The sequence below is a fragment of the Methanomassiliicoccales archaeon genome (genome assembly GCA_014361295.1).
GTDB lineage: Archaea > Thermoplasmatota > Thermoplasmata > Methanomassiliicoccales > JACIVX01 > JACIVX01.
On record JACIVX010000001.1, the window covers coordinates 561,240 to 577,149 of the forward strand.

Genomic DNA, 15,910 nt, shown 5'->3' on the forward strand with positions numbered 1-15,910 from the left:
CGATCAACAACGATGAGGGATCCGTCTGCAAAAGGCATAATAAGATATCCCTTGTCAATCTATAAGAGCGAGGGGAAACGTTGTCGAGAGACTGGAGAGATCGATGGAGAGAGAAACTCAAAACGGCCGATGAAGCTGTCGCCTGCGTTGAGCGGGGACAAAGAGTGTTCATTGGTACTGGATGCGGCGAGCCCCAGACACTGCTCCGGGCCCTTATTGGTAGAGCGGACCATTTGGCCGACAATGAATTTATTCAAACAATATCCCTCGGACTCGTACCGTATGCAGAAGAACGGTTTACTGATAAGTTCAGATTAAATGCGTTTTTCATCGGTCCTAACGTGCGAAACGCTGTGAATGAGGGGCGCTCGGATTACACACCAGTTTACCTTTCCGAAATACCGAGACTCATCGAAGCGGGGAAGATCCCAATCGATGTTGCGCTCATTCAGGTCTCACCTCCAGATGAGCATGGCTATTGCAGTCTCGGCGTTTCTGTTGATATCACCAAGAGCGCTGCCGAGGCTGCCGATGTTGTCATCGCGCAGGTCAATCGATACATGCCAAGGGTCCTTGGAGACAGTTTCATTCATATCTCCGACATTGATTATGTAGTTGAGGCTCATGAACCCCTGCTGGAATGGCGGGCTAATGATGGCGAAAGCCCGGAGGAAATCGATCGCATTGGCAGATTTGTGGCAGAGCTCGTCGACGACGGATCAACGATACAGACTGGTTATGGTTCAATTCCCGATGCGGTGCTGCGCCATCTGAAAAATAAAAAGGATCTTGGCGTCCACACGGAGATGTTCTCCGATGGCATCATTGATCTCGTCGAAAGCGGGGTTATTACTGGGAAGAAAAAAACAGTCCATAGGGGGAAGATTGTCGCTTCTTTCTGCATGGGGACAAAGAGACTCTACGACTTCATCGACAACAATCCCATTATCGAATTCCATCCTTCCAACTACACAAATGACCCCTGTCTCATAGGAAGACACGATAAGATGGTCGCGATCAACTCAGCGCTCGAGGTCGATCTCACTGGTCAGGTGTGCGCCGATCAACTCGGGTATATGTTTTATTCAGGACTTGGCGGACAGGTTGACTTCATGCGTGGCGCTGCGAGATCGAAGGGAGGGAAGCCGATCATTGCACTTCCTTCGACGGCTCAGGGTGGCAAAGTGTCAAGGATCGTGCCACGGCTCTCCGAAGGCGCTGGTGTGACAACGACTCGTGGCGATGTCCATTATGTTGTGACAGAATACGGAGTAGCAGAACTTCACGGAAAGAGCATCATGCAACGGGCGCTCGCGATGATCAACATCGCTCATCCGAAATTCAGGGAAGAACTGCTCGCGGCGGCGAAATTCCACCGTTATGTCTTCCTTGACCAATCGGAGGTTCCGTATCGAGGGCTTCCGTATCCACAGGAATATGAAACGTATAAAACGTTCGATGGCGTTCAGATATTTTTCCGACCGATCAAGCCGACCGATGAGGAAATGATGAAGGAACTCTTCTACTCGTTCTCAGAAGAAACGATCTACCAGCGGTTTATGGGGCCGAAAATGGCAATGCCTCACCGCGAGCTGCAGCATTTTGTCAATCTCGACTACGATACGAAGATGGCAATCGTCGCGGTTGTGAGAGAAAAAGAAAGAACGAAGATCATCGGTGTTGGGAGATACAGTCTTGATAAGACGACGAATATCGCTGAGGTCGCATTTGTTGTCCACGATGATTGGCAGAACAAGGGAATCGGCACATTCCTGATGAATATGCTCATCAGAATTGGCAGAGACAGGGGGATCAAGGCATTTACCGCTGAAATCCTGGCAGAAAACAGACGCATGCTTAATCTATTCTATAAAACAGGATTGAAGGTCGAAACGAAGTACGACGACGATACGTATATCATTTACATGCCGCTTCAGTAAAATACTGAGCAATAGGAAAGTGAAGATGACGAGAAATTGATAGTTCCCGCGAATTACCTGATTCTCTCCACCTTTCCAACATAACGTGCGATCTTCGACTGATGATCCGATTCATCATTGATAAGGAGTTCCAAGGTTGAAAAGAATAGTCCTGAGTCACCCTCCCTGACAAGATTCGTCAGATCTGACTTTTTTAGGGCGTCATAGATATTTTTGTAAATGTCATATGCGAGTTTTTCGTATTTCGACAGTTCCATCATAATTTCGAATTCCGTTTTGTTCTTGAAATCGAATTCTCGCGGTCGAATGGATGGCATCTGCCATTGATGGTTGACCTTCACCTTGGAAATCAATTCTTCAACCATCGCCTTGTGCTTTTCTGATTCCGATATGAGCTCAGAGACGACGTCCCTAAATTCATCTTTCTTGATGTTAATGTATGATTCCCACTGAGACATGGATTCGAAACTCGCTTCAATTTCCAATGCCTTCTGTAAAAAGGTCAATAGCTCATCACTCGTTCTTATTTCGACCATGATAAAACCATCTCTCTCATCGTTTCTAATTATTTAATTTTCGAGTCGCTATGTTCGACATTTTCGAAGGGATTTTCCTATGTTCTTTTTATGGCCATATTGACAAAACATGATGATACGATATGCGATGATAGGCTTTTCAAATCGATAATGGTCGATATTATCACGATGTGTATGCATGCCGAAACATAGAGGAACGGCAAACTCCAGGATTTGAAGAATTTGGATTTCCCCCTCGAAAATTCAGTCCAAAATGATCCGTGGATGTGCATTCAGGAAATTGTAACTTTTCGTTCATATCACTTTAATTATGAGTAGTCTGTTTCTGAAAGATAAAAAGGATTTCAAAAAATGTCAACGATCAACTAGAAATGACCCTAAGGGACGGATTAATGGATAATCGACTAGCGTTTATCGGTTTCTTCTGGAATCGCCGTAATGATGACTCGTCTTCGAACCCACCAGTAGGCAAGAAATGTTGCATTAATTGTGGAGATAATGAGAATTAATACCGACCAAAGGAGCAACTTAGACTCAAGGCCAAAAGCAAAACTGAAAATCGTTGCTAAGGTATTTGGCACAAGGACTGCCGTCCCCAGAATTGTTAACCAAGTCATGACGAGTGCCATACGATTATTCAAGATCTGCAGCTGATTGTTATACAATGATTGCAGGACTTCGAGCCCCGACGCAAGGACTTCGGACATGTGCTCACTCAATTCGATCTGTCGGTTGACTTCGTCCGCGAGCAATCCAATTTTTGATAAAACTTTAGGATTATCTGTCACGAGATCTGCATCGCCATAACGCAGCGAATGAAGAACATCCAACGTTCTCCACAATGTGTTTAGATAGGTGATGAGCGCATGTTTAATCTCATAGATCTGGCGTCCGATGGTCATTCTAGGTGATTTCGGATCGACAAGCGTCTCACTCAATTTGTCACCGAGTTCCTCTATTTCCCTTAAATGCTCAAAGTTCCTCGAATTGCTTTCGTCGATAATCCGAATGAGCATCAGTGTGAGCTTGTCCTGAGGCGATGCAGATTCTGGCAGTTTTCTTAAGAAACCATCTGCATAACGTGCAAAAACAACGAGCCTGGCGACTTCCTTACTGTGCATCGTCACGATGAGCCCATCTCTTATGAGAATAATGAGGGGATATACTTTCAGTTCGAGACCTTCTGCTCTGACCGCAGGGAGCATGATACCCATCTCTGTTCCGTGGTCTTCGAAAGTTGCATAGTAGCCTGAAAGGAGCGTTTGAACCAACGAATCGGTGAATCCGAATTTTACAGCGATCTCATTTCCTTCGTGCCGCAGGTCATCTGTTGCAAAGTTTACCCACGAAAGCACCGACGTACGGATTATTGAAATAAAATCATCCGGCGATGATCCAGCGAACTTAACAGTTTTTCCTGGTGAAACGAGCGCGACACAGATCCCTTTCGGCTTCTCATTCGAATAATTGGTGCCACCGCTGACCGAAGCGTTATTTTGTGCATGTACTGAATCGTTCATCGATCCACTCGCCTGTATTTCGGATTATATCGATCCTGATATTCTGGATCTCACCACGATTGCTTGCGCGAAAATCGATAACGGAGAACAATACACCAACCTAAAAGGCTTCTGGTCTTGCCGAAGATTATAAGTGATAACGCTGGGTGATGAAAGATTACATGGAGGAAACGAATCGGAAGCTGAAGGAATCCCATATCTAACTGAAGCCTGAAAATAGAGCGGATGAAAATAAAATAAAAAGACAAACAAATTACCGTTGGATGTCGAATCATCGAAGGATTATCAAAGTTGGAGCCTTTTGTGGATTAATGGGTGCGATCATCTTTGCACTCATGTGGATAGTAGCGGCAACGGTCGATTCGAGTTGGGTGCTGGGGGAACAGACGCTCAGCGAACTCGGTGGGGATAGACCTGGTCGGATCTTCTTTAATACTGGCGTTATCCTCGAGGCACTTCTCAGTATCGTTTTTGTTTTTGGATTAAAAAATACACTTAGCAGTGATAATCTTGGGAAAGCAGGTTCTGCCGTCTTTTTCCTTGCTGCTATTTCTCTACTAGCCGTTGGCGTTTTTCCCATCACAACCGGCGTTTATCATACAGTGGCTAGTTACTCATTCTTCGGTCTTTCATTGATTGCGCTAATCATTCTTATCAGACCTCTGCAATCGAGCAGGGCCTTTGGTGCCATTTTTTCAATCATAACGATCGTGGCGATCGTTGTGTCTCTGGGATTCCTGTTTTTCACAAATATTCCAACCGCCGAGGCTGTTGCGGTGATATGCCTCCTGTTCTGGTCCTTAATCGTCTCCGTTAGGATGCTAACAGCAAAAGAATTCTGAAGACTGGCAAAACACAAAAAAAAGGTATGTGATCGGGCGCATATAATTGAGTCGATCTTTGAAAGTCAATCCTTGGGACGATATCGATAAGTGATGTTGCAGCTTCCCTCCCTGCTAACCATACATGGGCCCATCGGGTTCCCAGGAGTACAAGAAGTCCCGAAGAGTGGGCAGTCTTCAGAGGGGATGAGACCTCGCAAAACCTCCCCGCAGCGGCAGGCGGTTGAAAACTCAGAGGGAGAGAGATCAGTGAGCAAATCGGCATATTTCTTTCGCGCGTCATATTCTTCAAATTCCCCTTTTAACTCAAGGGCGCTATTTTTAATAACGGGAAATCCTCGCCATGGTTTATCGACTTTCTTGAAAACCTCCGAAAGAAGGGAGAGGGCCTTGAGGTTGCCTTCTGGCTTCACAACACGCGAATACTCATTTTGGACAACGGCGGTACCTTCTTTAACCTGTTCGGCAAGCATATAGACGGCCATTAGGAGGTCCAGTGGCTCGAAGCCCGCGACGACCTGTGGCATGCGATATCGATTCGCGATTTCCTCGTACGGCTTGAGACCGATAATTGTACTCACATGTCCAGGCTGAATTAATCCGTCAACACGAATTTCTCCCATTTGGAGGATTGCCTCGATAGCTGGTGGAATTAAACGATGGGCGCTGAGAATCGAAAAAGAGGCGGGAGGTCTTGAATAGATTGCTGAGGCGGTCGTGGGGCTCGTTGTCTCAAACCCAACGGCCATGAAAACGACTTCCTTACCAGTTCTTGCGAGTTTGACAGCTTCATCGATCGAATAAACAACCCTTACATCGAATCCCTGAGCCCTGAGGTCTGCAAGGGAGCCACTAGGCGTCGGTACCGCAAGCATATCTCCAAAAATCGCGAGTGTTTTTCCAGATCGAGCGATCGCCATCGCCTCCTGGATCTCGTAGGAGGTGGTGACACAGACGGGACAGCCTGGTCCCTGCCTGATATCAATGCCTGCCTTTTCGAGAAGACTCTGAAGACCGAATCGAACAAGGGTGTCCTGGTGCGTCCCGCATACGTGCATGAACATCGCATTGATCCCGAGATCCGCTATTCTTTGAACAATTCTCCTTGCGAGTGCTTCATCCCTGAATTTGAACATTACTTTTCCACCACCTTGACCGATGTGACACCACAGCACTTCCCCTTAATGATATCCGCTTGATTGCCGCATTTCGGACAGCTCAAAATCGGAATCGAGAAGTGAAAAGTTCCATCTCCAATATGTTCTGGTGGCCCTTCAAATCCACAGGAGGGGCAGCGCAGTATCGCTTTTTCTGTTTCAATGATCAGTTCGGCACCTTCGAGTATCGTCCCCTTACTCAATATCTCGAACGCAAATCTCAATTGTTCTTCACCAAGAAACGTCAACTCTCCGACAACAAGTACAACTTCTTCGACTTTCTCAATTTCATAATGGCCAAGCTGACCCAGAACAGCGTTGATGATGTCAGACATGACAGAAACTTCATGCATCTTGAAGACCAAGACCTCGTATCACATAATTACTTTTTTGGAAAATTGAATCAAGAAGCGAGAAAGGCAATCGTAAGACTACGAGAATTACTTATATAGAAATTAATATAAAGTGTGATAACCCGATGAACACCAGCAACAAGAAATCCAGGAAAGAATTAACGCTCGAGGCGATCGTCGAAGGAAAGAAGATGGAGGCGTATGTGGAGCATAGGACTAAAGATATGCACGTCTGCTGGATCTGCGGGACAATCGGGTACAAGAAGAAACCGATGAAGAACATCGGTAATCGGTGGATATGCATCGATTGCCTCAAGCATCTCAAGGAAATTCTTGATTCGCTGGATCAATGGGAGGCAGAAATCCAGCTCGAAAAGGAAATGAGTAAGAAAATCGATGAGAGTCTTGGAGTTTAAGAGAAATTCTTTCAAGTGATCGTTTACCGTGTCCTCTTCTCAGTAAAATAATCACAATAACGATTGATTGGACAAATCGAACACTTTGGATTTCTTGGTGTGCAAATTTTCTTGCCAAACGCGATGAAGACGGTATTGATGAATTTCCAAAGATCTCTTGGAACGACTCTTGTCAGTTCAATTTCCGTTTCCTCAGGCGTCTTCGTGCTGACAAGCCCGATTCTATTCGATATCCTGTGAACATGAACATCGACTGGGATCGCATCCTGATCAAATCCATAGACGAGAACACAGTTGGCCGTTTTTCTGCCAACTAAAGGCAGTGCGAGGAGCTTGTCCATCTCATTTGGAACGCGATCGTTGTAATCCTGGTGTATAATCCTTGCAATTTCCTTGATCGCCTTTGATTTCGCTTTGGGAAAACCTGCAGGGCGTATCAATTCCATGAGATCATCTAATGGCGCTGCTGCGAGCTCCGCTGCATTCTTGTATTTTGAAAAAAGGCGTTGCGATGCGATGTAAGTATTCTCATCCTTTGTTCTTTGAGAGAGAACCGTTGAAATGAGAACCCGAAAAGGGTCACTTCCACTAGTGGGTTTGTTATCTTTCGTTCCGCCAGGAAATGCTCCGATAGGAAAATGATCAACGAGCGTGATCAAGATCTCTCTTACGGGTTTCATGAGAATCCCACCAGACCTTTGCTTCGCCAATCGTGTAGAGCGAGCCAGTGACGAAGATCGTGTCGTTGTTTGAGGCTATCCTCAACGCTCTTTCAACCGCATCGCCGACACTTTCAACCGTTTCAACGTGGCTACAATACTTCTTCAGATGCTCGGCAACAACACCCGCTTGATATGCGCGTTTGCTCTTTGGCGCTGTCGCAATAGCAATTGTTGCGATCCTACCTAGATGCTTTGCAAGTCCATCAATGTCTTTATCATTCAAAACACCGAGTACGAGAATGACTCGACCGTTGGCAAGTTTTTCAAGGTCTTCGGACACAATTGCCGCGCCATCCGGCGTATGCGTCGCATCAAAGATAACCAGCGGGAATTGCGATACAATCTCGAACCTCCCGGGCCAGCGTGTCTCTGAAAATCCATTGACGATCGCATCATCAGAGATGTTGATTCCCTTTTTGACCAGTTCCTGAATGCAACCGTAAGCGATCGCGGCGTTAAGCGCCTGGAATGAACCAATGAGCGGAACATAAATCTTGCCAATTGGTTCGATATCGATTATCGTTCCATTTAACGTCGTTGAAATGAGATTATACTTGAGATCACTGCCCACAATCCTCAGTGGAGCATTTCGTTCCCTGCAAACTGATCGGATGACGTTGAGCACTTCTTTACTACCATCAGCGGCGACCACCGGAACACCGGGCTTGACGATTCCAGCTTTTTCAAAAGCAATCTTTTCGAGAGTATCTCCAAGGTACTGCGTGTGCTCCAGCCCGATTTTAGTTATGCCACTACAGTCTGGATAGATGACGTTGGTGGCGTCGAGGCGCCCTCCCATCCCGACCTCAATGACCGCTTCTTCCACACCCTTGTCAGCGAAATAAACGAAAGCCATCGCCGTTGTGATTTCAAAAAAAGTAAGACGCTTGTAAGCGTTTGCCAAAGCCATTTCTTCGGCAATTGGCCTGATTTCTTCGATTAAGCGGAGAAGTTCATTCTCGGAAATCTGCGTTCGATTAACCTGGATTCGTTCACGAAAGTCAACAATGTGTGGCGAAGTATACAATCCAACCTTATATCCGGCTTCCTGAAGAATCGATGAGATCATCGCGCAAACGGATCCCTTTCCTTTCGTGCCGGCAATATGAACGGATCTGAATTTGAGATGGGGATTACCAAGCCGCTTTAAGAGTTCAATTGTATTCTCAAGGCCAAGCTTGATGCCCATGTTTTCGAGGCTGAAGAGCCAGTTTAGCGTTTCTTGATAAGACATTCTATCCCGCCATTCAACATCGCGCTGAACGTCCACCAGATGTCACGAGCTGCTGAACGTATTCCTTTAAATGAAGCTTGCGTTTTCGGGCGGCGTTCTTTAGCACTTTCATGATGCCTGAACCGTATTGTGCCGCTTTCTTTTCACAATCAGCGATTTCATCGAGAGCGAGAATTCTTGCGACATTTCTTAGGAGCCCTTTTCGGAGGCCGTCCTTCATTCGTTCATCGATAGGGATGTTCCGCACAAGATCGATGAATTGTGGACTAAGATACGGGTGCACGATCACTTTGTCGAAATGTGCGGCGATTTTTCTTTCCAAATTTATTCCAATATTAAGCAATTTTGTCAAATCTTCATTCATCGACTTTTCCCGCTCTTCCAGTGAAAGAAGTTCATATCTTTTGTAACCTCCAAACAGCTCATCAGCTCCCTGCCCGCTGACGAGAATGGATTCTTTGGCGTTTGATGCAACGAAATACAGCGGAAGTTCGTAAGAGAGAACGAGAGGATTGAGATCGAAAATTATCGCTACCAACTTTGGAATCGCGTCGATGATATCTTCTTCGGTGATGACAATTTTCTCCCAGGGGAGGCCCAATTTTTCCGAGGTGGTTCTTGCAACGGAAATATCATGTGAATCCTCGATCCCGACTGTATAAAGATGTGGAGTGCAATACTCCGATGCGATCGATGCGAGAATGCTACTATCCAGTCCTCCGGAGAATGATATTGCTACATCACGCCGATCCCGAAGAAGATCACTCAGGATATCTTGAAGTGAGTTTAAGAGCTCAATTTCCCAAACCATCGCGATGCACACCTGAGGTAGGTTTGACTCGTTTATTAATCTCTTTTTATTTTCGAATTTCAATTTGAAACCCGCTAGAATTCAATCCTTTTCGGCATTGCGATTTCACATATTCAGATAGATAAATAAAATTTGATGAAAAAGATTTAAGCATGAGTTTCGTTCAAGGACACGATGGTTAGCCAGTTAGATGCATTATTCAACCCGAAAAGCGTCGCGCTTGTCGGCGCTTCCGGTCACCCAGGAAAGATTGGAAACACGATTCTGATCAACCTGATGAATGGGAATTTCAGATTGTATCTCGTCAATCCCAATGAAAGCGTCATCAATGGGCTTAAGGTCTATAAGAGCGTAAAAGATCTGCCGGAAGCAGTTGATCTGGCGGTCCTCGCCGTTTCTGCAAAAATCACGCCACCGATTATCCAAGAATGTGTGGAGAAGAGAATTCCTTTTGTCATTTCCGTGGCGGCTGGTTTCGGGGAGATCGGAGAAGAAGGTAAGGTTCTGGAAAGAAAAATCGCCGATATTCTCAAGGGCTCAGGAACCAGATTGGTAGGACCGAACACTCTCGGAATCATCGTCACCGAGAACAAGCTTGACACACTTTTCGTTCCAAAGGAGCGAAGCCCAAGACCCAGCGATGGTGAAATCGCCGTGATTTCTCAGAGCGGTTCTGTAATGTGCGGTATTTACGAAATGGCTGAGGATACGGGCGTCGGGATTAGAGCGTGTGTCGGCCTTGGAAATAAAGTCGATCTCAACGAAAATGACTATCTTGAGTATTTCGCAGAAGATGATCGTACGAAATCAATCGCGATGTATCTCGAATCTTTTTCAGATGGACAGAAGTTCGTTGAAATCTGCAAGAAAATCACACCAAAAAAACCGATCGTTGCGATAAAGGTTGGCAGTACTGAAAAAGGGGCTAAAGCGGCATCATCGCATACGGGGGCAATAGCCAGTGGGTCGGATGCTTTGGTCAGTGGCATCTTCAAGCAGATCGGAATCCAGAGGGCTTACGATGAAATCGAATTGCTGGACATGGCAAAGGCCCTTGCTTATCTCGATCATATCGATGGAGACAGAATTGCAGTTGTCAGCAGCACAGGCGGTTTCGGCGTCATAGCTACCGATTACATTGAGTCTAAAGAAAAGGGCGTAGGCATGAGGCTTGCGGAGATCAGTGACGAAGGCAAGAAAGCAATCAGAGAAAGGACACAGTATTTTGCTTCCGTTGAAAATCCCATTGACCTCACGGGCAGTGTGACAGACGAGATGTATGGTGAGGTTCTGGAAATTATTCAGAGAGAAAAGGGAGTCGATGCGGTTCTGCTGCTCCTCCAACTTCAGCCACCTCTGCTAACAAACCGCCTTGTTGACATCGCTGAGGAGAAGATTAAGAAAGGAGGGAAACCGACGATCGTTTGTTGCATAGGCGGAAGTGTACCGAGACCAATGCTCCGTCGCTTCGAAGAAAAAAGAATACCGGCCTATAGTTCGCTGACGAGAGCGATTAAAGCGATCCGAAGTTTATACGATAGAGGGCTTTACCTGAAAAGAATTAAGTCCTCATGTAAAGAACTATAGAAAATATCTTAAGATTTAAAAGTCAATGTAACTCAATTGCTATGGATAACGTCACAAGGATCGGAGTATCGCTCGAGCCAGAATTGTTGAAAAAATTCGATGAGTTGATTCGAGAAAAGGGATACACAACGCGATCTGAGGCAATCAGAGATCTGATTAGGAATGCGCTCGTAGAGGAGATTTGGGCTGATGAAAACTCGGAAGCATTCGGCACCATCACACTCGTCTACGATCACGAAAAGGGTGGCGTGAGAGAGAAATTATTGGAAATTCAACACGCTCATCATACGTATATATCGTCGTCGATGCATATTCATTTGGACGTACACAGATGTTTGGAGGTTCTCGTAGTCAGTGGAAAGGTAAAAAACATCAAGAAACTTGCGGATGAGCTATGCAGCGTTCGCGGAGTTTTGCATGGCAAACTGGCGATGACTGCAGGGCGTTTCGGAACTGAAAATGAAGAACATTGAGTTATTTTGGCCATTTTTCTTTTCAAAGGCAAAAAATTTAGGAATTCTCGATGGATTTGAGCGCAATTTAGGATACGAACATATAATTTTATATAGAATTCTCATTGGGCGAAGAACGAATGAGAATACTCGTCATTTCTGAAAAGGCTAACGCAGCTGCTCGCATCGCTACGATCCTCGGAAGAGGTTCCTACAAAAGAAGGAACCTACATGGTGTGCCAGTTTTCCATATCGAAAGAGATGGTCAAGAAATCGATGTCGTTGGCCTGCGGGGTCACATTCTTGAATTGGATTACCCAAAGGAACTCAACGATTGGCAGAAAGTCGATCCGAAAGATCTCGTTTATGCGATTCCTGAAAAAAAGGTCATCGCAAGGAATATTCTGGCAGCGCTCAAAGAACTTTCGAATAATATCGATCAGGTCATCATCGCCACCGACTATGATAGAGAGGGTGAACTGATCGGTCTTGAAACCGTTAAGATACTCTCCATAGACCCAAACAAGGTAAAGAGGGCAAGGTTCAGTGCGCTGACAAAGAATGAGATCGAGACGGCCTTTTCTTCGCTCACGAATCCCGATGAAAAGCTTGCGGAATCTGCCGAATGTAGGCAGATCATCGATCTTGCGTGGGGCGCAACCCTCACCCGGTTCATTTCAAAGGCGACACACCAGATGGGAAAAAATTTCCTTTCTGTGGGTCGGGTACAAAGCCCGACGTTGAGCCTCATCGTCGACAGGCACAAACAGATCGAAGAATTCATCCCGAAACCATACTGGGATGTCACTGCCAAGATGAGAGACGATCACGCCGAATTCATTGGTGGACATCAAAAGAATCCTTTTTGGGAGGAGGACGATGCGAAGAATGTTCTTTCTAAGTGTAAGGACATAAAATCGGGCGAAGTCATCCAGTACGAGGCTAACGAGAGGGATGAGTATCCACCTGCGCCATTTAACACGACGAATTTTCTGGCAGAGGCAAATAGACTCGGTATTCCAGCCAGTAGGGCGATGAGTATCGCCGAGGATCTTTATACTTCAGGTTACATCTCATATCCACGTACAGATAATACCGTTTATCCAAAATCTCTCTATTTGAAAGGAGTCCTTGAAAAGTTGAGGGAATCTGAGTTCAGAAACGAAGTAGAAGAGATACTCGCACAGGATCGGATAATTCCGTCAAAAGGAAAGTTTGAAGCGACTGACCACCCGCCGATTTATCCCACTGAGGTCGCTTCGAGAAAAACATTGAAAGGGGAAAGATGGAAGATTTACGAACTCGTAGTGCGTCGTTTCCTAGCAACAGTCGCACCACCGGCGCGAGTTAAAGTCAATAAGTGCACAATCTCGATAAATGGAGAGATATTCACTGCCGCTGGGTATAAGCTAATTAATCCAGGCTGGAGGAAATACTATCCGTATTACAAAATCTCGGAAGTCGATGTTCCCAATTTAAGCGTTGGAGATAGAGTCGACGTTCTCAGCGTCGAATTAAATAAGAAATTCACACAACCACCGCCTAGGTATACTCAAGGTACGCTCATCCAGGAAATGGAACGTCTCGGACTGGGAACAAAAAGTACGAGACACGAGATCATTCAGAAGTTGTATGAACGAAATTATGTGAGAGGGAACAATCTGATACCAACACCCGCAGGAATTGCCGTGGCAGAAGCCCTTGAGAAATACGCCAACATGATCACAGACAGCAAAATGACGTCACATCTTGAAAAGGACATGGACGATATCGCGAGAGGGGAGAGCACATTGGATGATGTCGTACATGAATCGCAAGATATGCTTTCGGATGTCGTTGATATCATGGAACAGCATCGGGATCAGATCGGCGCGGAGATTAAGTCAGCCTTGGAAGAGCAAAGACACATCGGTGATTGTCCGACATGTGGCGGGAAACTTAGGATACTCAAATCGAGGGAGGGGCGAGAATTCATCGGATGCTCCGGATATCCAAACTGCAAAACGAGTTTTCCAAAACCAAAAGGCGCTATGATCGAGGCGACAGGCAAGAAATGCGAAATCTGCGATATGCCGATGATTAAAGTCATTAGGAAGGGACAGCCACCAGAAATCGTTTGCATCGACCCATCATGTGTCAGCAACAGAAAGAAGAATACACTGGCTCAGTGTCCCAAATGCGGGAAGGAAATGCGCATTGTTTATTCACACAATGGTAAGAGATTTCTAGGATGTTCTGGATATCCTGACTGCGATCAAACATTTCCTCTTCCACAGACAGGTACAATCAAAACAGCTGACAGCACATGCGAGACTTGCGGATCACCGATGGTTGAAATCGATACAGGAAAAACCACATGGAGAACCTGCATCAATCAGAAGTGCTTGTCAAAAAAGGCGAATAATAGAAAAAATTCGAATAGCAAATCAGAGAACCAAAAGACTGGAACGAAGAAGGTTAGTCGACGATCCTCGAAAGCTTGAACACGACTGGATTTTTCGGATCGATGCAACAACAGTGAACAACGCCTTCTTCTTCGCCAAACTCCTTGAAATTCCCTCCGAATCGAAGCGCTGTCACGAATGGAAAAATCACATACGTTGCCCAAACACAGAGACCCGGAGGTGGAAATGCACCGAACTCAAAGGTGTCACCTACCTTGAGACCTAACGGACACTTACCACTCCCTCCGATCTCGACGACTTCCACCTTTACATTATACGACATAATGCTCCTTCACTTCGCTGACGCGACAGGGATACTCGCGACGATCTCCCTGTATTTTTCGACATTATTAATACAACCGGGATCAGGCGCAAGATAGTCGCCGAAGTAGCCGTATGCTCTTGCCCTGCATCCGCCACAGTGGTATCGATAGTCACAGGTGCCGCAGCTTCCCTTCAAGATATCCTTATTACGCAGTTCTTCAAACACCTTGTTGTGCAGCCAGATCTCTTCCAGATCATCCGTTCTCACATTGCCGACCTTGAGAGGGAAAAAGACACAGGGCTCGATATCCCCGTTTGCCCGTATCGCCATATAGAATCTGCCAGCACCACAACCTCCGATGAACTCAGTCAAGTTGAACAGATTCCCCTGGACTTCCGTATTGTAAAAATGCGTCGGCACAACGATCGATCCGTCCTGTCCGCAATTCTGTAGCGCAATGCGCGCATACTGAGGTGCTGTCGTTAACAGCTCGCAGTCGACTTCCTTCAATTTGCCGTAAAGCATTTTCAGGAGATTCTCGCGTTCCTCTGGCGAAAGATCGTTCTCGATAATCATCCGACCACGACCCGTCGGGACGAAATTGTAAGCCATGAACCAGTTGACACCGAGCTTTTCGCACAAATCGATGATATCCGGGATCTGATGGAGATTTCTTTTCGTTGCCGTTGTCGCGATGTTGACAAAGAAACCCTCTGCAACCGCATTTTTGACGCCTTCGATTGTGCGATCAAACGCCCCAGATATACCTCTGAACCCATCATGCGTTGCGGCATCGGCGCCATCAATGCTGATCTGCAGATACTGTACGCCAGCCTCCTTCATCTCCTTGGCTTTTTCAGGTGTGATTAACGTGCCGTTTGTGGCGATCGAAACATACATTCCGTGGTTGGCCGCTCTCCGCGTCAAGTCAAAGATATCTTTTCGGACGAGCGGTTCACCGCCAGAAAAGGCAAGGATCGGTATACCCATTCTTGCTAGTTTGTCGACAAGCGCGATGGCCTCTTCGTGAGTTAGTTCATCCTCTTGGGCTTTTCCCGCCGTCGCATAGCAGTGCTGACACCGAAGATTGCAGGCGTAAGTCACATCCCAGACGACCTGGAATGGTGCGCCCGGAACGAATGGTTTTCTCACCCCAAAATCGGCAATCCCCCTCACCACACACGAAAGTCCTTTTCGCCAGTATGGGTCTCTGAATCGGGTTTTCATCTCCTCTTCGGTGACGCCAAAAGATTTCGCTCCCCTTTTCAGAACAGACGCAAGCGGCTTCTCCGCCGCCTTACAAAATGTGCATGCATCGTCTCGCACACCGACATAAAGTTCAAGTGCCACCTCGAGACGATTTTTTTGGTCAGTTTCGCAGTATCTGCTCATCCCCGCCAGGATCTTTCTTGTTATCGGATTGCCGATCATCGTTTTGAGGACCTGCACACCCGTACTAGTCTTCATCAGACCAATCCTTCCTTACGAGTTTGTGAAACCCCAATATTCAATCAATATTTATCACATTGCTACATGAACTGCTAATGGGGACTACCCGTTATCGCGGTATTTATTACTTTTCACAGTCGCTCTTCGAATTCTCGAGAAAAGTCAAATAACGATTTAAAATT

General features: G+C 46.1%; 15 protein-coding genes. 6 read left to right on the forward strand and 9 right to left on the reverse strand.

What is annotated here, in order from left to right; all coding sequences use genetic code 11:
• The first annotated feature begins 80 nt into the window (after nucleotides 1–80).
• Nucleotides 81–1,940: a GNAT family N-acetyltransferase gene (locus tag H5T41_02820; GenBank protein ID MBC7107713.1), complete on the forward strand. Its 1,860-nt coding sequence runs from the start codon at nucleotides 81–83 to the stop codon at nucleotides 1,938–1,940.
• A 53-nt stretch (nucleotides 1,941–1,993) separates the two neighbouring features.
• On the opposite strand, the gene H5T41_02825 is transcribed toward H5T41_02820, so the two are convergent.
• Complete coding sequence (locus tag H5T41_02825; protein MBC7107714.1) at nucleotides 1,994–2,476, reverse strand: hypothetical protein; 483 nt, start codon at nucleotides 2,474–2,476, stop codon at nucleotides 1,994–1,996.
• Nucleotides 2,477–2,880: 404 nt separating this feature from the next.
• Nucleotides 2,881–3,996 carry a magnesium transporter CorA gene (locus tag H5T41_02830; protein ID MBC7107715.1) on the reverse strand — a complete coding sequence of 372 codons (1,116 nt, stop codon included), beginning with the start codon at nucleotides 3,994–3,996 and terminating at the stop codon, nucleotides 2,881–2,883.
• Nucleotides 3,997–4,259: 263 nt separating this feature from the next.
• Between H5T41_02830 and H5T41_02835 the strand changes: the two genes are divergently transcribed.
• The gene (locus tag H5T41_02835) at nucleotides 4,260–4,838 is read left to right on the forward strand and encodes a DUF998 domain-containing protein (GenBank protein ID MBC7107716.1); all 579 of its coding nucleotides are present in this window, start codon (nucleotides 4,260–4,262) and stop codon (nucleotides 4,836–4,838) included.
• A gap of 65 nt (nucleotides 4,839–4,903) precedes the next feature.
• Here H5T41_02835 and hypD read toward each other — a convergent pair whose 3' ends face one another.
• Together hypD and hypA are read right to left on the reverse strand one after the other, a co-directional pair.
• Complete coding sequence (hypD, locus tag H5T41_02840; protein MBC7107717.1) at nucleotides 4,904–5,974, reverse strand: hydrogenase formation protein HypD; 1,071 nt, start codon at nucleotides 5,972–5,974, stop codon at nucleotides 4,904–4,906.
• Nucleotides 5,974–6,348 carry a hydrogenase maturation nickel metallochaperone HypA gene (gene hypA, locus H5T41_02845; protein ID MBC7107718.1) on the reverse strand — a complete coding sequence of 125 codons (375 nt, stop codon included), beginning with the start codon at nucleotides 6,346–6,348 and terminating at the stop codon, nucleotides 5,974–5,976. The genes hypD and hypA overlap by 1 nt, the downstream gene beginning before the upstream one ends.
• 125 nt (nucleotides 6,349–6,473) lie before the next feature.
• Here hypA and H5T41_02850 point away from each other — a divergent pair, with 125 nt between their 5' ends.
• Complete coding sequence (locus H5T41_02850; protein ID MBC7107719.1) at nucleotides 6,474–6,764, forward strand: hypothetical protein; 291 nt, start codon at nucleotides 6,474–6,476, stop codon at nucleotides 6,762–6,764.
• 23 nt (nucleotides 6,765–6,787) lie between these two features.
• Here H5T41_02850 and H5T41_02855 read toward each other — a convergent pair whose 3' ends face one another.
• From H5T41_02855 to H5T41_02865, 3 genes are read right to left on the reverse strand one after another with little or no spacing between them, the layout of a single operon-like run.
• Nucleotides 6,788–7,444: an endonuclease III gene (locus tag H5T41_02855; protein MBC7107720.1), complete on the reverse strand. Its 657-nt coding sequence runs from the start codon at nucleotides 7,442–7,444 to the stop codon at nucleotides 6,788–6,790.
• On the reverse strand, nucleotides 7,407–8,720 hold the full coding sequence (locus H5T41_02860; protein MBC7107721.1) for a bifunctional folylpolyglutamate synthase/dihydrofolate synthase: 1,314 nt from the start codon (nucleotides 8,718–8,720) through the stop codon (nucleotides 7,407–7,409). Before H5T41_02860 ends, H5T41_02855 begins: the two co-directional genes overlap by 38 nt.
• Nucleotides 8,721–8,733: 13 nt before the next feature.
• Nucleotides 8,734–9,531 carry an asparagine synthetase B gene (locus tag H5T41_02865; protein ID MBC7107722.1) on the reverse strand — a complete coding sequence of 266 codons (798 nt, stop codon included), beginning with the start codon at nucleotides 9,529–9,531 and terminating at the stop codon, nucleotides 8,734–8,736.
• A gap of 174 nt (nucleotides 9,532–9,705) precedes the next feature.
• Between H5T41_02865 and H5T41_02870 the strand changes: the two genes are divergently transcribed.
• The 3 genes from H5T41_02870 (at nucleotide 9,706) to H5T41_02880 (ending at nucleotide 14,053) form a co-directional block, all read left to right on the forward strand.
• Nucleotides 9,706–11,118 carry a CoA-binding protein gene (locus tag H5T41_02870; protein ID MBC7107723.1) on the forward strand — a complete coding sequence of 471 codons (1,413 nt, stop codon included), beginning with the start codon at nucleotides 9,706–9,708 and terminating at the stop codon, nucleotides 11,116–11,118.
• Between the two features lie 41 nt (nucleotides 11,119–11,159).
• On the forward strand, nucleotides 11,160–11,591 hold the full coding sequence (gene nikR / locus H5T41_02875) for a nickel-responsive transcriptional regulator NikR (GenBank protein ID MBC7107724.1): 432 nt from the start codon (nucleotides 11,160–11,162) through the stop codon (nucleotides 11,589–11,591).
• A 119-nt stretch (nucleotides 11,592–11,710) separates the two neighbouring features.
• Nucleotides 11,711–14,053 carry a DNA topoisomerase I gene (locus tag H5T41_02880; GenBank protein ID MBC7107725.1) on the forward strand — a complete coding sequence of 781 codons (2,343 nt, stop codon included), beginning with the start codon at nucleotides 11,711–11,713 and terminating at the stop codon, nucleotides 14,051–14,053.
• On the opposite strand, the gene H5T41_02885 is transcribed toward H5T41_02880, so the two are convergent.
• Both H5T41_02885 and H5T41_02890 read right to left on the reverse strand, forming a co-directional pair.
• Entirely contained in the window at nucleotides 14,028–14,297 is a 270-nt protein-coding gene (locus H5T41_02885; GenBank protein ID MBC7107726.1) for a TIGR04076 family protein, read from the reverse strand. The genes H5T41_02880 and H5T41_02885 overlap by 26 nt on opposite strands.
• A gap of 9 nt (nucleotides 14,298–14,306) precedes the next feature.
• Nucleotides 14,307–15,746: a radical SAM protein gene (locus tag H5T41_02890; GenBank protein MBC7107727.1), complete on the reverse strand. Its 1,440-nt coding sequence runs from the start codon at nucleotides 15,744–15,746 to the stop codon at nucleotides 14,307–14,309.
• Nucleotides 15,747–15,910 lie beyond the last annotated feature (164 nt).